General features: G+C 64.7%; 19 protein-coding genes. 15 read left to right on the top strand and 4 right to left on the bottom strand.

The window, feature by feature from the left end:
* The 6 genes from AWB80_RS18535 (at position 1) to AWB80_RS18510 (ending at position 4,038) form a co-directional block, all read left to right on the top strand.
* The gene (locus AWB80_RS18535) at positions 1-303 is read left to right on the top strand and encodes a Dabb family protein (RefSeq protein ID WP_061176120.1); all 303 of its coding nucleotides are present in this window, start codon (positions 1-3) and stop codon (positions 301-303) included.
* Between the two features lie 5 nt (positions 304-308).
* Positions 309-788, top strand: coding sequence for a PaaI family thioesterase (locus tag AWB80_RS18530; RefSeq protein WP_061176235.1), 480 nt, complete (start codon positions 309-311; stop codon positions 786-788).
* 25 nt (positions 789-813) lie between these two features.
* Positions 814-1,818 carry an NADP-dependent oxidoreductase gene (locus tag AWB80_RS18525; protein WP_061176119.1) on the top strand — a complete coding sequence of 335 codons (1,005 nt, stop codon included), beginning with the start codon at positions 814-816 and terminating at the stop codon, positions 1,816-1,818.
* A gap of 17 nt (positions 1,819-1,835) precedes the next feature.
* Positions 1,836-2,696, top strand: coding sequence for an SDR family oxidoreductase (locus AWB80_RS18520; protein WP_061176118.1), 861 nt, complete (start codon positions 1,836-1,838; stop codon positions 2,694-2,696).
* A 50-nt stretch (positions 2,697-2,746) separates the two neighbouring features.
* Complete coding sequence (locus tag AWB80_RS18515; protein WP_061176234.1) at positions 2,747-3,706, top strand: alpha/beta hydrolase; 960 nt, start codon at positions 2,747-2,749, stop codon at positions 3,704-3,706.
* A gap of 107 nt (positions 3,707-3,813) precedes the next feature.
* Entirely contained in the window at positions 3,814-4,038 is a 225-nt protein-coding gene (locus AWB80_RS18510) for a hypothetical protein (protein WP_061176117.1), read from the top strand.
* Here AWB80_RS18510 and AWB80_RS18505 read toward each other — a convergent pair whose 3' ends face one another.
* Both AWB80_RS18505 and ygfZ read right to left on the bottom strand, forming a co-directional pair.
* Positions 4,039-4,857 carry an NRDE family protein gene (locus AWB80_RS18505; protein ID WP_061176116.1) on the bottom strand — a complete coding sequence of 273 codons (819 nt, stop codon included), beginning with the start codon at positions 4,855-4,857 and terminating at the stop codon, positions 4,039-4,041.
* Between the two features lie 12 nt (positions 4,858-4,869).
* Positions 4,870-5,856 carry a CAF17-like 4Fe-4S cluster assembly/insertion protein YgfZ gene (gene ygfZ, locus AWB80_RS18500; RefSeq protein WP_061176115.1) on the bottom strand — a complete coding sequence of 329 codons (987 nt, stop codon included), beginning with the start codon at positions 5,854-5,856 and terminating at the stop codon, positions 4,870-4,872.
* A gap of 115 nt (positions 5,857-5,971) precedes the next feature.
* Here ygfZ and mltG point away from each other — a divergent pair, with 115 nt between their 5' ends.
* From mltG to AWB80_RS18455, 9 genes are all read left to right on the top strand, one after another.
* Positions 5,972-6,982, top strand: coding sequence for an endolytic transglycosylase MltG (gene mltG, locus AWB80_RS18495; RefSeq protein ID WP_061176114.1), 1,011 nt, complete (start codon positions 5,972-5,974; stop codon positions 6,980-6,982).
* Positions 6,983-7,603, top strand: coding sequence for a dTMP kinase (gene tmk / locus AWB80_RS18490; RefSeq protein WP_061176113.1), 621 nt, complete (start codon positions 6,983-6,985; stop codon positions 7,601-7,603).
* 18 nt (positions 7,604-7,621) lie between these two features.
* Positions 7,622-8,659 carry a DNA polymerase III subunit delta' gene (locus tag AWB80_RS18485; protein WP_061176112.1) on the top strand — a complete coding sequence of 346 codons (1,038 nt, stop codon included), beginning with the start codon at positions 7,622-7,624 and terminating at the stop codon, positions 8,657-8,659.
* A gap of 48 nt (positions 8,660-8,707) precedes the next feature.
* The gene (locus AWB80_RS18480; protein WP_061176111.1) at positions 8,708-9,493 is read left to right on the top strand and encodes a TatD family hydrolase; all 786 of its coding nucleotides are present in this window, start codon (positions 8,708-8,710) and stop codon (positions 9,491-9,493) included.
* A gap of 54 nt (positions 9,494-9,547) precedes the next feature.
* The gene (locus AWB80_RS18475) at positions 9,548-10,318 is read left to right on the top strand and encodes an ankyrin repeat domain-containing protein (protein ID WP_244206587.1); all 771 of its coding nucleotides are present in this window, start codon (positions 9,548-9,550) and stop codon (positions 10,316-10,318) included.
* Positions 10,319-10,431: 113 nt separating this feature from the next.
* Positions 10,432-10,788 (top strand): Rap1a/Tai family immunity protein, encoded by a 357-nt coding sequence (locus AWB80_RS18470; protein WP_014191314.1) that lies wholly within the window; start codon positions 10,432-10,434, stop codon positions 10,786-10,788.
* Positions 10,789-10,943: 155 nt separating this feature from the next.
* Complete coding sequence (locus AWB80_RS18465) at positions 10,944-12,167, top strand: mechanosensitive ion channel family protein (RefSeq protein WP_061176109.1); 1,224 nt, start codon at positions 10,944-10,946, stop codon at positions 12,165-12,167.
* 76 nt (positions 12,168-12,243) lie between these two features.
* A complete protein-coding gene (gene otsA, locus AWB80_RS18460) occupies positions 12,244-13,629 on the top strand; it encodes an alpha,alpha-trehalose-phosphate synthase (UDP-forming) (protein WP_061176108.1) in 1,386 nt (461 codons plus the stop codon).
* Between the two features lie 250 nt (positions 13,630-13,879).
* Positions 13,880-14,950 carry a glycosyltransferase family 4 protein gene (locus tag AWB80_RS18455; protein WP_061176233.1) on the top strand — a complete coding sequence of 357 codons (1,071 nt, stop codon included), beginning with the start codon at positions 13,880-13,882 and terminating at the stop codon, positions 14,948-14,950.
* Between the two features lie 93 nt (positions 14,951-15,043).
* Here AWB80_RS18455 and AWB80_RS18450 read toward each other — a convergent pair whose 3' ends face one another.
* Together AWB80_RS18450 and AWB80_RS18445 are read right to left on the bottom strand one after the other, a co-directional pair.
* Positions 15,044-15,634 (bottom strand): BPSL1445 family SYLF domain-containing lipoprotein, encoded by a 591-nt coding sequence (locus AWB80_RS18450; RefSeq protein WP_061176232.1) that lies wholly within the window; start codon positions 15,632-15,634, stop codon positions 15,044-15,046.
* Positions 15,635-16,036: 402 nt separating this feature from the next.
* Positions 16,037-16,507 carry a hypothetical protein gene (locus tag AWB80_RS18445; RefSeq protein WP_061176107.1) on the bottom strand — a complete coding sequence of 157 codons (471 nt, stop codon included), beginning with the start codon at positions 16,505-16,507 and terminating at the stop codon, positions 16,037-16,039.
* Positions 16,508-16,651 lie beyond the last annotated feature (144 nt).

Below are 16,651 nucleotides of genomic sequence, written 5' to 3'. Positions count from 1 at the left end.
GTGCTACGTCACATCGTCATGTGGAAGCTGAAGGAAAACGCCGAGGGCGCGAGCCGCGCCGAGAATGCCCAAAAGCTGAAGGCGAAACTCGAAACCTGCCGCAGCATCGTGAAGGGGCAAGGGCATTTCGAAGTCGGCACCGCGCAGCCGGGTTTCGATTGCACGTATGACGTCGTGCTCGTGTCAGACTTCGACGACAAAGCCGCGCTCGAAGCCTATCAGGTTCATCCGAAGCATCTGGCGCTGAAGGATTTCGTCGCGGCGGTGCGCGAAGAGCGTCAATGCGTCGACTACGAAGTGTGAGCGCGATGTCCTCTTCCGATAAGCCGGCGAGCAACGTCTCCATCGAAAGTCCGTTCATCGACGCGCTCGGCGTGCAGCTCGTCAAGGCCGCCGACGGCGAAAGCGAAGTACGCATGCCGCTTCAGGAAACGCACCTCAACACTTGGGGCATCGCGCACGGCGGCGTCACGATGACGCTGCTCGACGCCGCGCTCGCGCTCGCCGCGCGCAGCGTCGCGGGCGATGGCATCGGCGTTGTCACTGTCGAGATGAAAGTCAACTTCATGCAGCCGGGGCGCGGTGAATTGCGCGGTTATGGCCGCGTGCTGCATCGCTCGACGACGATGGCCTATTGCGAAGGCGAGATCCGTGACAGCGAAGGCCATTTCGTCGCGAAGGCGCTCGGCACGTTCAAGTACATGAAGCGGCTCGCGGTCGGGCGCGACATCGTCCGGCAGAAGATGCGCTCCGATCCGAAGGCGACGCCGGGACCGAGCGACGCCTGAACTCAACTCGCGAAGGAGAATTCGCATGGCAGATGCACAGATCAATCGCCAGATATGGCTCGTGTCGCGCCCGCAAGGCGAGGCGTCGGTGTCGAACTTCAGGCTGGTCGAGATGCCGCTCACCCCGCTTCAGGACGGCGAAGTGCGCGTGCGCAATCACTATCTTTCGCTCGATCCGTACATGCGCGGCCGCATGGACGACGCGAAATCGTACGCCGCGCCGCAGCCGCTCAACGAAGTGATGATCGGCGGCACGGTGGGCGTCGTGGCCGAATCGCGCAATCCGGCGTTCAAGACGGGCGATAGCGTCGTCGGCGTGCTCGGCTGGCAGGAATACGGCACATCCGATGGCAAGGGTTTGAACAAGGTCGATGCGTCGCAAGTGCCGCTGTCCGCCTATCTCGGCGCGCTCGGCATGCCAGGCGTCACGGCGTGGTACGGCCTGAACGGCATCATCGAGCCGAAGGCGGGCGAGACGGTCGTCGTGTCGGCGGCGAGCGGCGCGGTGGGCAGCGTCGTCGGGCAACTGGCGAAGGCGGCCGGCTGCCGCGCGGTGGGCATCGCGGGCGGGGCGGAGAAGTGCCGCTATGTCGTCGAGACGCTCGGTTTCGACGCGTGCGTCGACTACAAGGCGGGCAAGCTGTACGAGGATCTGAAGGCCGCGACGCCCAATGGCATCGATGGCTACTTCGAGAATGTCGGCGGCGAAGTGCTCAATGCGGTGCTCGCGCGCATGAAAGCGTTCGGGCGCGTCGCGGTGTGCGGCATGATCTCGGGCTACGACGGCAAACCGCTGCCGATGGACGCGCCCCGGCTCATTCTCACGCAGCGGCTCAAGCTGCAGGGCTTCATCGTCTACGAGCATCTGGATATCTGGCCGCAAGCGCTGAAGGAGCTCAGCGAGCGCGTCGTCTCGAAGAAGCTGCATTTTCGGGAGAGCATCGCCGAAGGGCTCGAGAATGCGCCCGAAGCGTTCCTCGGGCTCTTGCGCGGGAAGAACTTCGGCAAGCAACTGGTGAAGCTCGTCTGATAACGAAGGAACGCCACGTGGATCGTTTCGAAGGCAAGGTTGGCGTCATCACCGGCGCGGGCAGCGGATTCGGTCGCGAGTTCGCGAAGCAAGGCGCGGCGCTCGGCATGAAGCTCGTGCTCGCCGATCTCGACACCGCCGGACTCGCGGCGACCGTAGAAGCGGTGCGCGCGGAGGGCGGCGATGCGATCGGCGTTACCACGGACGTGTCGGACGCCGCTCAGGTCGAGGCGCTCGCGCGCGCATCGCTCGATACGTATGGCGGCGCGCATCTGCTCTTCAACAACGCGGGCGTCGGCGCGGGCGGCTTCGTGTGGGAGAACAGCGCGAACGACTGGCAATGGGTCTTCGGCGTGAACGTGATGGGCGTAGCGAACGGCTTGCGCGCGTTCGTGCCGATCATGCTGAAACAGAACGAGCCGGCGCATATCGTCAATACGGCGTCGGTGGCGGGCCTGCTCGCCGCGCCCGCGATGGGCGTGTACAACGCGTCGAAGCACGCGGTCGTCGCGCTGACGGAGACGCTGCATCATGACTTGCGGCTCGCGGGGGCGTCGCTGGTCGGGGTGTCGCTGCTGTGTCCCGCGTTCGTGCCGACTGGGATCGCGGATGCCGAACGCTCGCGGCCTGAAGCGCTCGCCAACGCGACGCCCTATACCGCGTCGCAAAAGCTCGCGGCGCGGCAACTGACCAGAGCGGTGGAGGGCGGCAAGCTCTCGGCGCGCGATATCGCCGAACTGACCTTCGACGCGGTGCGCGAGCGGCGCTTCTATGTCATCACGCATCCGAACATCATGCCGTCGGTGCAATTGCGGCTCGACGATATCGCGCAACTGCGCAATCCGACCGATCCGATGTCGCTGAAGCAGCCGCGCTAGGCGGCCGTGCTTCATGGCATCATCGTGTCCCTTTGATGCTTTTTCCGCCGATGCCGCTCAATCCGAAGATCGCGCAAATCCTGGAGATGGTCGCGCGCGCCAATCGACCGCCGTATCACACGCTCACGCCGCAGCAGGCGCGCGCCGCCTACGCGATGAGCGCGCAGATTCTCGATATCGCGCCGCTGCCGATGCACAACATCGAAGACCTGCGCGTGCCGACGCGCGATGGCGCGAGCATCGGCGTGCGCGTGTATTTTCCGGTCGAACCGGGCTGGGCCGCGCCTTCTGCGGCGCTGCTGTATCTGCATGGCGGCGGCTTCACGGTCGGCAGCGTGGCGACGCATGACGCGCTGTGCCGCAAGCTCGCGCATGACGCGGGCTGCGCGGTCGTATCGGTCGATTATCGACTGGCGCCCGAGCACCGGTTTCCCGTCGCGGTCAACGACGCATTCGACGCGCTGCAATGGCTCGCGCGCGAAGCGCCGACGCTCGGCATCGATCCGGCGCGGCTCGCGATCGGCGGCGACAGCGCGGGCGGCACGCTCGCGATCGTGTGCGCGGTGCTCGCGCGCGACGCGGGCATCGATTTGCGGCTGCAACTGCTGATCTATCCGGGTACGAGCGCGTGGCAGCAGAGCGCGTCGCATGCGCGGCTCGCAGAGGGATATTTGCTGTCGGGCGAAACGATCCAGTGGTTCTTCGCGCAGTATTTGCGCGATGACCGCGACCGCGACGACTGGCGCTTCGCACCGCTCGACGCGGCGGGCGGCGTGCCCGAATTCAAGGGCGTCGCGCCGGCGTGGATCGCGGCGGCGGATCACGATCCGCTCTATGACGAGGACATCGCGTTTGCGGCCAAACTTGAAGAAGCGGGCGTGCCGGTCACGCTCATGCGCTACGAAGGCATGATTCACGAGTTCTTCAAGATGGGCGGTTTCGTGCCGGAAGTCGCCGAGGCGCATGCGGAAGCGGTGAAGGCGTTGCGCGCGGCGTTCGACAGCGTGTAGTTGCCGGAAGGCAGACGAAAATCCGAATTCTCCCCTGCACAGAATCCGCGCTGGATCGTTAAATGGCGACCCTTGCCATTCGATCCGGTTTTCCTGTGCATATCAGAATGTTACGTCGTTCGAGCTACGCGGCCTTGCTCGTCATCGCCGTGCTCGTCGGCGCATTCAACCTGTTCAGTCTGAACGAAGCGTACGGCGACGGTCCGCCGTACTACGCGCGCACGACGAACATGGACAAATGGACCGATCCGCTACCCATCCTCGCGGCGGTCGATGCCTTCGCGCTGCTGGTCATCTTCGCGTCCTTGTGTCTGGCGCTACGAAAACGCTGATCACGCAATCCCGAATGCAAACGCCCGCTCGAACGCTCCGGGCCGCACGATGCGATGCGAACCGTCATCGTCGCTGCGCTCCTTGATGTCCAGCGACAACCCTTGCGCCGACGGACTCACGCGCAGCGCCGTCGTGCTGCGCGTCCCGTACTCCGGCGTTTCGATGAACGCCGCCGACAGCACGCGCTCACGCTCGATCGAAATTCCCGTCGATGGCAGATGCTCGTCGTTCGCGATGCGCGGATCGCGCAGGGTCTCGATCAGCACATCGAGCGACGGGCGTTCATCGGCATGAATCAGATCGCACAAGGCCTCGCGCTGCGCGACGAGTTTCGGCCACGGCGTGTTCAACAGGCTGTTCGATAAACCGTGCACGCCCGCGTCGAGCAGGGCGGGCGGCGAATCGGCGCGATTGCCGTACCAGCCGAGTTCGCGGCGCATAAAGTCTCCGCACAGCAGGTTGAAGCCGTTGTAGCGATGTCCGTCTTGCGCCACGCCATGCAGATAATCGAGCGGCGCAATGCGCTCGCCCGCTAGAAACGCGCTCACGAGCGTGCCGCGCGTCGGCGCGTTCGGCTTCATGTCATCCGGCGCGCGATAGTTCGTCAGCGCGGCGAAGCGGCCGTCGCGCGAGACGCCGAGCCACGTTCCGCCGCCCGTCAGATCGCGGCCGGCGAGCACGCCGGGGGCATCGGTCCACCAGTGCATCGGCTCGGCATCGCGGCGAAAGAATTCGTCGCGGTTGGCCGAGAGCGTCAGCAAGGCGCGGCCGTCGTCGTGCGAAGCCGTGGGCTGCCAGTCGAAGACGATCAGACACATGCGCGTGCGGCCTCAGGCATCGACGGGAAACGCGTAGGGCAGCGGCACGAAGGTGAGCGCCGGGCCTTCGGCGGAACCGACGTGCACCGAGCCGTTGTCGAGCGCGGCGAGCTTGATCTCGACCAGACAGTCGACGCCGCCATGCTCCGCGGGCGCCACGTTGACGACGAGTCCGCACGGCTGGCCGGGATCGTCGGAATGAAAGAGTTCCGCACCGGGCGCCGCCGCTTCGACGTGCGCGAGCGCCGTGCGCCGCTTGATCGTGCCGCGATACTGGCTGCGCGCGACGATCTCCTGTCCCGGATAGCAGCCCTTCCTGAAGTTCACCGCGCCGAGCACGTCGAAGTTCACCATCTGCGGGACGAACTGCTCGACCGTCGCGTGCGTGATGCGCGGCTCGCCCGCGTGGATATCGAGCCAGTCCCACATCGTTTCGGGCGCGCGTTGCAGTTTTTCATCGAGTTTCGCGAGTTGCGCCTCGACATCGGCTTTCGGGCCGACCCACAGAAAGCGCGGACGATGCGCCGCGTCCGGCACGCGGATCAGCGAGCCATGCGGGCCTTCCACCTTGACGTGCACGCCGTCGGGAAGCGCATCGAAGATGCCGGAAAGCGCCGCGCGCACATCGCCGGCGAAGCCGACCGCCGCCACTTCGGGCGTCGCGTCGGTGAGTTTCGCCTTCGAGCGCAGCACGAACATCGAAAGGCGTTTCTGCACGGCGGCCTGCACGTCCCGCGCGATCAAGAGGCGCACCGCGTCCGCCGTGCGCCACATCAGGAACGAGCCGAGCAGGCGGCCCTTCGGCGAGCAGTAGCCCGCGAGGCGCGCGGTGGAGGCATCGAGATGCTGGACATCGTTCGTGACCTGGTTATGCAGGAAAGAGGCGGCGTCCTCGCCCCTGACGTCGATCACGCCGAACTGTGTAAGCGGCATGTAGACGCCCGCGGTCTTGACGGATTCGTAATCGGAGGCGGCGAGAGCTGTGGTCTGGGAATTCATGAAATGAGCATGAGGTGGGCGGCTGTCAATCCTATCGTTTGGGCTCGGGTCGGCGAAAGCGACTCTGACGCAGGCGGCAAGTTATTATATTGGTCTTATCTCAAGCGTGTTTCGCATGTCCTTTCTGAAGAAATGCGTCGTGGCGGCGGTGTTCGCCGCGATGCTCGCGGCGGCCGTCGCGGGCGGCGTGTACTGGTGGGCGAATCGGCCCATGGAACTGTCGACGCCCGAACTCGACGTCACCATCAAGCCCCACAGCAGCCTGCGCAGCGTGAGCGCCCAGTTGAACCGCGGCGGCGTGCCGGTCGAACCGGAGCTGTTCGTGCTGATGACGCGCGTGCTCGGCCTGTCCTCACAGTTGAAGTCGGGCAATTACGCGTTCAAGAGCGGCATCACGCCCTACGAGGTGCTGGAGAAGATCGCGCGCGGCGACGTCAACGAATATGTCGCGACCGTCATCGAAGGCTGGACGCTGCAGAAAATGCGCGGCGAACTGGACAGCAATCCCGCGCTCAAACACGACACGGCGGGCATGACCGACACCGACCTGCTGCGGGCGATCGGCGCGGCCGAGGTCGACAAGGCGTCGGCAGAAGGGCTGTTCTTCCCGGATACCTATCTCTTCGACAAAGACACGAGCGATCTCGCCATCTACAAGCGCGCGTACCGGCTGATGCAGTCGCGCCTCACCGAAGCGTGGAACACGCGCGCCCAGAATCTGCCTTACAAGACGCCTTACGAGGCGCTCATCATGGCGTCGATCGTCGAGAAGGAGACAGGGCGCCCGCAGGACCGGCCGCTCGTCGCGGCGGTGTTCGCGAACCGGCTGCGCATCGGCATGCCGCTGCAGACCGATCCGACCGTGATCTACGGTCTCGGTCCGGCCTACGGCGGCAAACTGAAGAAAAAGGACCTGCAGACGGACACTCCGTACAATACCTACACGCGCATGGGCCTGCCGCCGACGCCGATCGCGCTGCCCGGCGTGGCCGCACTGAACGCCACGCTCAATCCCGCCGCGAGCGGTGCGCTGTATTTCGTGTCGCGCGGCGACGGCAGCAGCATCTTTTCCGACAATCTGGGCGACCACAACAAGGCCGTCGACAAATACATCCGGGGTCAATGAATGGCGCGCGGCAAGTTCATCACGTTCGAAGGCATCGACGGCGCGGGCAAGACCACGCATCTCGACTGGTTCCGCCAGCAACTCGCCGCGAAGCTCGAAAAGAGCGGACATCAGGTCGTGATGACACGCGAACCGGGCGGCACGCCGCTCGGCGAAACGTTGCGCGGCATCCTGCTCAATCAGCCGATGGATCTGGAAACCGAAGCGCTGCTGATGTTCGCCGCGCGCCGCGAGCATCTGGCGCAGGTGATCGAGCCGGCGCTTTCGCGTGGCGACTGGGTGCTGTCGGACCGTTTCACGGACGCGACCTTCGCGTATCAGGGCGGCGGGCGAGGCCTGCCGCGCGACAAGCTGGAAGCGCTGGAACGCTGGGTGCAGGGCGGCTTTCAGCCCGATCTGACCGTGCTCTTCGACGTGCCGACCAACACCGCGAGCGAGCGCCGCTCGGCGGCCCGCGCGCCGGACAAGTTCGAGAGCGAGTCGGACGCGTTTTTCGAGCGCACGCGCAGCGAGTACCTGCGCCGCGCGGCGGAATCGCCGCAGCGCTTTTTCATCGTCGATTCGACTCGTTCCATCGGCGATATTCGTGAAAGACTTGAAGAAGTAGTCTCAAGCCTCTGATTTAACTTGAGAATATCGATGATTTACCCTTGGCAGACCGATGACTGGCAACGTCTCCAGCAATTGCGCGCGCACTGGCCGCATGCGCTGCTGCTGCACGGAGAGGCCGGCATCGGCAAGCTTCAGTTCGCGCAGCATCTGGCGAAGGGACTTCTTTGCGAAGCGCCCACGACAAACCACGAGCCGTGCGGCGCGTGTCCGGCATGCCTCTGGTTTTCGCAAGGCAATCATCCCGATTACCGCGCGGTGCTGCCTGAAGCGCTCGCCGGGCTTGCCGCCGGAAGTGCCGACGCCGCCGATTCAGCCGAAAAAGCCGACAGCGACGAGGGCAAGAAGACTCGCACGCCCAGCAAGGAAATAAAGATCGAGCAGGTGCGCGCGCTGCTGGATTTCTGCGGCGTCGGCTCGCATCGTGGCGGCCTGCGGGTCGTGCTGCTGTATCCGGCGGAGGCGCTCAATGTCGCGGCGGCCAATGCGCTCCTGAAGACGCTCGAGGAACCGCCTTCGGGCGTCGTGTTCCTGCTGGTGTCGGCGCGCGTCGACCGGCTGTTGCCGACCATCATCAGCCGCTGCCGCCAGTGGCCGATGAGCGTGCCGCCGCAAAAGGAAGCGAGCGCGTGGCTCGCGTCGCAAGGCGTCGACGATCCGGCGGGACTGCTCGCGCAGGCCGGCGGCGCGCCGCTTGCCGCGCTTGCGCTGGCGAACGACGAGCATCGCGCCTTGCGCGACTTCACGCTTGCGCAACTGGCCGCCGGACCGAACTGCGATGCCTTCGCGTGCGGAGAGAACTTGCAGAAAGTGCCCGTGCCGCTCGTGCTCGGCTGGCTGCAGCGCTGGCTCTATGATCTGCTCGCGGAGCGCACGGCGGGCCGGCCGCGCTATTTTCCCGGCGCGGCGAAAGCGCTCGCCCGTTGCGCGCAGAGCGCCGATTCCGCCGCGCTCGCGCGCTATATGAAGACCGTCACGCGTCAGCGCGCGGTCGAGAACCATCCGCTCAACGCGCGCCTCGTGTTCGAGGAACTGTTCATCGGGTATCGCGGGATTTATACGGCCTGACGCGTTCGCGCCGCGCCGTAGTGGAAGAATTGCATCAAGGAGCACCGGATGTTCGTCGATTCACACTGTCATATCAACTTCGAAGGGCTCGCCGACCGTCTGCCCGACGTGCTCGACAAGATGCGCGCGCACGCGGTCACGCATGCGCTATGCGTGTCGGTCGATCTGGAAACGCTGCCTTCGGTGCTAGACATCGCCGAACGGTACGAGAACGTGTATGCCTCCGTCGGCGTGCATCCGGATCACGAAGACGCGAAGGAGCCGAGCGTCGCCGAGCTGGTCGAACTGGCCGCGCATCCGAAGGTGTGCGCGATCGGCGAGACGGGGCTCGACTACTATCGGCTGGAAGGGCGCAGCATCGACGAGATGGAATGGCAGCGCGAGCGCTTTCGCACGCACATTCGCGCCGCGCGCGAGACCGGCAAGCCGCTGATCGTCCATACGCGTTCGTCCTCGGAAGACACGCTGCGCATCATGGCCGAAGAGCGCGCCGACGTGCCCGGCGGCGTCATGCATTGCTTCACCGAGCCCTGGGACGTCGCCGAAAAGGCGCTCGCGCAGAATTTTTATGTTTCGCTGTCGGGCATCGTCACGTTCAAGAAGGCCACGGACGTGCAGGAGGTCGCGCGGCGCGTGCCGATCGAGCGGCTGCTGATCGAAACCGACTCGCCGTATCTCGCGCCAGTGCCGTATCGGGGCAAGCCGAATGAACCTGCGTATGTGAGTTATGTCGGACGTTTCATCGCGCAGTTGCGCGAGCAGCCGGAAGAGGCCGTCGCGCAGGCGACTACCGAGAACTTCTTCCGGCTCTTCAAGATCGCGCGGCCAGCCTGAGGGCGGCCGGACCGTGCGCAAAAAAACTGTTTCAAGGCAATCCGAAGGTCACTTATGAACAATTCCCCGATGGTTTCCATTCTGTCCGCGTCGAGCGCGCCTGACGTTTCCCGCGCACGCGCTGCGCGCCGTGCCGTGCGCGGTCTGGTCGCCGGCACGCTGCTCGCGGCGTGCGCGCTCGCGCAGCCGGTCTGGGCCGCGTCCGTGGACTCGCTCATCAAGGCGGTCAAGTTCGACGACATTTCGGCTGTCAAGAAACAGCTCGCGCAGGGCGCGGACCCGAATACGGTCGACAACACCGGCACGCCGATCATCGTGATCGCGGCGCGCGAGAAGTCCGACAAGGTCGGCCAGTTGCTCGCCGACAATCCGAAGACCGATCTGGAGAAAACCGACCCCGCCGGCGAAAACGCAATGATGCTCGCCGCGCTCAACGGCGACGCCACCTTCGTGAATCTGCTGATCGCGAAGGATGCCGAAGTGAACAAGAAGGGCTGGACGCCGCTGCACTACGCGGCGACCAACGGTCATGACGATATCGTGAAGATCCTGGTCGACCATTCGGCGTACATCGACGCGGGTTCGCCGAACGGCACGACGCCGCTGATGATGGCGGCGCGTGGCAATCATCTTTCGACCTGCAAGCTGCTGCTCGACGAAGGCGCGGATCTGCGCGTGAAGAATCAGCTCGGCATGACGGCGGTGGACTTCGCCCGCAAGTACGAAGCGCGCGACGTCGCAGAAGGTCTGCAGGCGCGCCTGGATTCGATGCCGCAAGGCGCGGGCGGCAGCGCTCCGCAAAGCGGCTCAAACGGTGCAAAATAGCGCAGCGCGAATCTCGAGCGGGGCAAGGGCGGTCAGGCGCGGCCGCGCATTGCCCCGATTGCCCCGAACCCGTCGCCCCAACACAAGCCGCCGCTCAACATACAAGGAAGATCATGCTGCGGGAATTCGTCATCGCCTGTGCTCTCGCGACGCCCGTGTGCGCGTTCGCGTTTACCGGCAACGATCTGAACAAGCTCTGCACCAAAACGGATCCCAATTCGCGAACCGCCTGCGCAGCCTACATCGAAGGGGCGGCGGACGGCATCTACAACACGATCGAGGCGATCGGCGGAACCTCCGGGCCGCAGATCGGCCAGTATTTCTGCCTGCCGGCCGACGTAAAGCCGCAGCAGCTCACGGACGCGGTGCGCAAGTACATCGCCAATAATCCCGACAAGGCCGATTTCAACGCGACGACGATGGTCTCGCTCGGTCTCGGCAAGGCGTTTCCCTGCAAGGCGGAACGCTGAACGCGCGTTCGACGCCGGTACGCCGTCGCGCGCACCGGCGTCGCGCTTGCTGAAGCGCCCGGACGGCCATCGCAGCAACGTCCCGCATCCGCGCGATGCGACCGCCGTATCCACCTCGACGCCGTCACTTTCACGAGGCTGATCCCGCGACGCTCATGCTTTCACTCGATCATTTCCTCGACCTGGCCGAACGGCCGCTCGGCACCTGGCCCGGCGCGCTCGTCGTCGCGGTCATCGCCGTGGCCGTCGCGGTGGGCGTGCATCGTATCGGCGCGCGCATTCTGACGCGCATCGCGCGGCCTTATCCGCTGATGAGCGTCGTGCTGCGCTACATCGACACGCCTGCGCTCATCCTGCTCATCATCCTCGGCATCGGCTTCATGATCTTCGAGGCGCCCGATGCGCTGCCGTTCATCGGCGTGCTGCGCGATCTCGAAACGGTCGCGCTGATCGCCGCGCTCACGTTCCTCGCGGCGCGTTCGGCGGGCGCGGTGGGCGAGGCGATCGTGCAGGCGCATCCGCTCGACACCGACGACAATCTCAACGCGCGCCGCATCCACACGCAGGCGCGCGTGCTCGCGCGCTCGGTGATGGTGGTGATCGTGATCATCGGCTTCGGCGCGGCGCTGATGGCGTTTCCGAGCGTCAGGCAGATCGGCGCGAGCCTGCTGGCTTCGGCAGGCGTCGCAGGACTCGTCGCCGGGATCGCGGCGCGGCCCGTGCTCGGCAATCTGATCGCGGGCTTGCAGATCGCGCTGTCGCAGCCGATCCGCCTCGACGATGTCGTCGTGATTCAGGGCGAGTGGGGGCGCGTCGAGGAAATCACCGGCACGTATGTGTCGATCCGGATCTGGGACCAGCGGCGGCTCATCGTGCCGTTGCAGTGGTTCATCGAGAATCCGTTCACGAATTGGACGCGCAACAGCTCGCAGATCATCGGCACGGTGTTTCTGTATGTCGATTACCGCATGCCGATCGCGCCGCTGCGCGAGGAACTGGAGCGCATACTCGCGCACGCGCCGGAATGGGACGGCCGCGTACAGGTGCTGCAAGTCACCGACGCCACCGATCGCGCCATGCAACTGCGCGTGCTCGTCAGTTCCTTCGATTCGGCGCTCAACTGGGATTTGCGCTGCCGCGTGCGCGAAGGCCTCGTGAACTTCGTGCAGGCGGCGTATCCGCAGTATCTGCCACGTGCGCGCGCGGATTTGTCGACGGACAAGGACCGCCACGTCGATTTCGCGCCGCCGCTGGAGCGCCCGGGCGCGGCGCAGGCGGCCAGCACGGCGAACACGCCCGCCGATCCGGTCGCGAGCCGTGGCGAGCCGGGCGGGCCGGACCCGCGCGCACACTCGGTGGCATCAACCGGGAAGACCTGAACCCGCACAGCATTCTCCAGTCGAAAATTTCGGGTTTATGCTGAAAAATAACGTCGGAAGAGGAAAAGGAAAGCATATGAGCCGTCTCGTCGTCGTATCCAACCGGGTCGCCACGCCGACCGAAACCAAGGGCTCCGCAGGCGGGCTCGCCGTCGGCGTCTTCGGCGCGCTGAAGGACAGCGGCGGCGTCTGGTTCGGCTGGAGCGGTGACGTGGTGACCGAAACCGTCGCGAACCAGGGGCCCAAGCTGGAACAGGACGGCGCGGTGACCTTCGCGACCGTCGGCCTGCCGAAGAAGGACTACGACCAGTACTACCGCGGCTTTTCCAACGCGATGCTGTGGCCGGTTTTCCACTATCGCAACGATCTCGCCGTCTATGACCGCGACGAATACGCGGGCTACCGGCGCGTGAACGCGTGGCTCGCGCACAAGCTCATCAAGCTGCTCGAACCCGGCGACGTCATCTGGGTTCACGACTATCACCTGATCCCGTTCGCCGAGGCGCTGCGCTCGGCGGGCATCACCAATCGCATCGGGTTCTTTCTGCACATTCCGTTTCCGTCGCCGCAGATTCTCCTGAACATCCCGCCGCACGAGGAACTGGTGAAGTCGCTGTGCTGCTACGACGTCGTCGGCTTTCAGACCGAGCGCGATCGCATCGCGTTTCACGATTACATCGTCCGGCACGCGCACGGCACCGCTACACCCGACGGCCACGTCGAAGCGTTCGGCAGAACGCTCACGACGAACGTGTATCGCATCGGCGTGTTTCCGGACGAGATCGCCGAACAGGCCGAGCGCGGCGAAGCGCGTCAGGACGTGATGGACCTGAAGCAGAGTCTCGAAGGGCGCAAGCTCATCATGAGCGTGGACCGGCTCGATTACTCGAAGGGGCTCGTCGAGCGCTTTCGCGCGTTCGAGCATTTCCTGGAGAAGTCGCCGGAGTGGCGCGGAAACGTCACGCTCGTGCAGATCGCGCCGCCGACGCGCTCGGATGTCGAGACCTATCAGCAGATCCGCCAGAACCTGGAATACGAAGCGGGGCGCATCAACGGCCGTTACTCGGGGCTCGACTACACGCCGATCCGCTATCTCAACCAGCGCTATGACCGCTGGAAGCTGATGTCGCTGTTCCGCGAATCGCAGATCGGTCTCGTCACGCCGCTGCGCGACGGCATGAACCTCGTCGCGAAGGAATATGTCGCCGCGCAGAATGCCGATGATCCCGGCGTGCTTGTGCTGTCGCAATTCGCGGGCGCGGCCGATGAAATGACGGGCGCGGTGATGGTCAATCCGCACGATATCGTCGGCACGAGCGAGGCGATCGGGCGCGCGCTCGCGATGCCGCTTGCCGAGCGCAAGCAGCGCTACGAAACCAACATGACGGCGCTGCGCAAGCACGATCTGGGCGTGTGGCGCGACGACTTTCTCGCCGATCTGCGCGGCGCGCCGAAAGCGTAACCGGCGCGCGAAACGAATGTTTCGCCCCTGTAACAGAGCGATGAAAGTGCAAGAATCGCCCGCGATGTTCACTTCGGCACCCGATAATGCGCTCATCACGGCACTCATCGACGGACAGCGCGAGACGGAATAACGCGTAAGGGCAAACCTCGTTGCCCCGCCTTACGGCCCGCTGTCATACTCGATGCGCGCCGCGGCCGGCTCGCAAAGCGTGGCGCCGCACGTCGATATCCGCATGGAGACGAGAACGATGAGAATTGCCCAGATTGCTCCGCTGACCGAATCGGTGCCGCCGAAGCTTTACGGCGGGACCGAGCGCGTCGTGTCGTACCTCACCGAGGCGCTCGTCGAGCTCGGTCACGAGGTGACGCTGTTCGCAACCGGCGATTCGCAGACCAGCGCCAACCTGGAACCCGTGTGGCCGCGTGCATTGCGGCTCGATCCGGCGATCCGCGACCGCATCGCGCCTCACATGCTGCTGATGGAACTGGTGCGCCGGCGCGCCGAGGAGTTCGACGTCCTGCATTTCCATATGGACTATTACTCTTTTTCGCTTTTCAAGCGTCAGGAGACGCCGTTTCTCACGACCATGCACGGCCGCCTCGATCTACCCGAGCAGCAGCCGGTATTCGATACCTTCAACACGGCGCCCGTCGTCTCCATTTCAGACTCGCAACGGCATCCGCTGCCGCAGGCGAAGTGGATTACCACGGTCTATCACGGCTTGCCTGAAATGCTCTACACGCCGCAGCCGGTGGAGCAGAAGTATCTCGCGTTCCTCGGGCGCATTTCGCCCGAAAAGCGCGTCGATACCGCGATCCGCATCGCGGGCCGTTGCGGCCTGCCAATCAGGATCGCCGCCAAGGTCGATGCCGCCGATCATGAGTACTTCGAGCGCGAGATCGCGCCGCTGCTGGAGTTGCCGTACGTCGACTATGTCGGCGAGATCAACGACAGCCAGAAGGCCGAATTCCTGTCGGGCGCGCATGCGCTGCTGTTCCCGATCGACTGGCCGGAGCCGTTCGGCCTCGTGATGATCGAGGCGATGGCGTGCGGCACGCCGGTCATCGCGTTCAATCGCGGCTCGGTGCCGGAAGTGCTGGATGAGGGCGTCTCGGGCTTCATCGTCGAGGATGAAATCGGCGCGGTGGCCGCGGTGAACCGGCTGCATACGCTGCCGCGCGAGCGTGTGCGCGCGCGCTTCGAGGAACGCTTCACGTCGCATCGCATGGCGCGGCAGTATATCGACGCCTATCAGGCGGTCGTACGCGCGCAAAAGCGTGCGCGCTTCAAGCTGATCGATCGCGCGACGTCGACCTGACAGGTCCGAAAAAACAGAAAAAAACCGCCGTGTGCCGCGACCCGAAGGTCGCGTCACACGGCGGCTTTGCATTCGCCGCGAAGCGGCGCGCGCTCAGTACTTGATGCGCGACACCTTCGTGCCTTGCAGCGAGACATCGGCCATCAGACCGGCATTGGTCAGCACGATGGCTTCGACCGGCTTGGTGGCGGTGGTCGTGTCGATCACGCCGTTCGCGCCCATCTTCACGAGCGCCACGGAGGCATCCGCACCCGCCGACCAGCCGTCGGAATTGCGGAATTTGTCGAGCGCGTCCTGCGTCATGAACAGGAAGATCAGCGCCTTCGATTGCGCACCCGCCTGCAGACCGAACGAGCCGGACGTCGTGCTGTAATAGCCGACGGTGCCGCCGCCCACGCGCAGCGCGCCCTTGCCGTACTGCGCACCGACGATGAAACCCGCCTGCAGCACCGACGGGAACACAAGCACGCCCCGCGCCTTCGCGACCAGTTCGCGCGAGCCGCCTACGGTGGAGTAGAGACGCTGCATGGTGCTGTCGACATCGGCGTCGATGGCGCGGCGGTCATCGGCGGCGCCCGCGGCTGCTTCGGCGCCGGTGTTCTTGTTGGCCGTGCAGCCGGCAAGCGCGAGGCCTCCCAGTGCCAGAACGGCGGTCGACTTGAGCATGAAGTTTCGTCTTTGCATCATTGTTCTCCATCGTGGAATTTAGGAAACCCCATAAGAGCGGGAGGGTGAGGCACGCAAAGTTATAGCACAGCAACGTGAAACACGAGCCTCGCCCCATGCGCCCAAAGCCTTGTCACGCTTGGGTTGTCAGGCTCCGCAACATTTCGGGCTCGATCAATCGAAATTAGAGCTTACTCCGACTTCGGCCGCGAACCGCCAGCCGGGACGGCAAATTACATAAAACTTTCGATTGTTTGATCCGCCTCATATCAGGGTAGACGAAGCTTCGACTAAACCGAAGAGAAACGGCGTTTTCGCCCGAAGGCGCCACCTCGTGGCAGGGATAATTTTCATGGCCCCTGCCGTCTGGCATTGCGAAAACCGCAAAGGCAAGTAGCAACGACCGTACCCGGCCATCGGTCAGGGGTGAGTCGTCGTTTTTACTTCGGCATGCGACGGCGACGGCGCATGCTGTGGACGCCGCAGCGCGCGCCTGATTCCGCCGATCAACATGCCGAGCACGAGCAGAAACGCCGCCGGCACGACCCAGTAGCCGACGAACGCGTGCCACAGGTAATCCGCGAGCGTCGCCTTGCGATGCGCGAATTCGTCGAGCGCTTCCTGATGCTTGACCGCGTTGGCCGCGAGAATGTCGGCGGGGCAGCCGGCGGCGCGCGCTTCGTCGGGCGCGCCGTGGCAGCGCGCGGCGGCGCCGGCGGCGCGCTGCGCGTCGGTCAGTTCCCAGGTGGAAAGCGACTTCTGGAGATCGACGTTGTTGTACGCCATCTCCTCGCGCACTTCATTGACCGCGACGATCAGCACCGGCACGAACCAGAACGTGATCACCACGAGCCACCGCCTGAACCAGCGGTTCTTGTGTCTCCATGCCATCCAATGCCTCCATGCGTGGCGTGTCGCCTCGCTCGAAACGGCGGCGGCCGATGGCGTGTTTCTTGTATTGGTGAGGGGGCCGCCTCCGCACCATCTTATGAGAAAAAGACGAAGGTGCGAATCAATTGCTTGGGTGCAGTGCAA

Origin of the sequence: Caballeronia pedi, from assembly GCF_001544915.2 — a bacterium.
Lineage (GTDB): Bacteria > Pseudomonadota > Gammaproteobacteria > Burkholderiales > Burkholderiaceae > Caballeronia > Caballeronia pedi.
The sequence above is the reverse complement of the archived record's forward strand: the minus strand, read 5'-3'. Positions and strand labels throughout refer to the sequence as shown.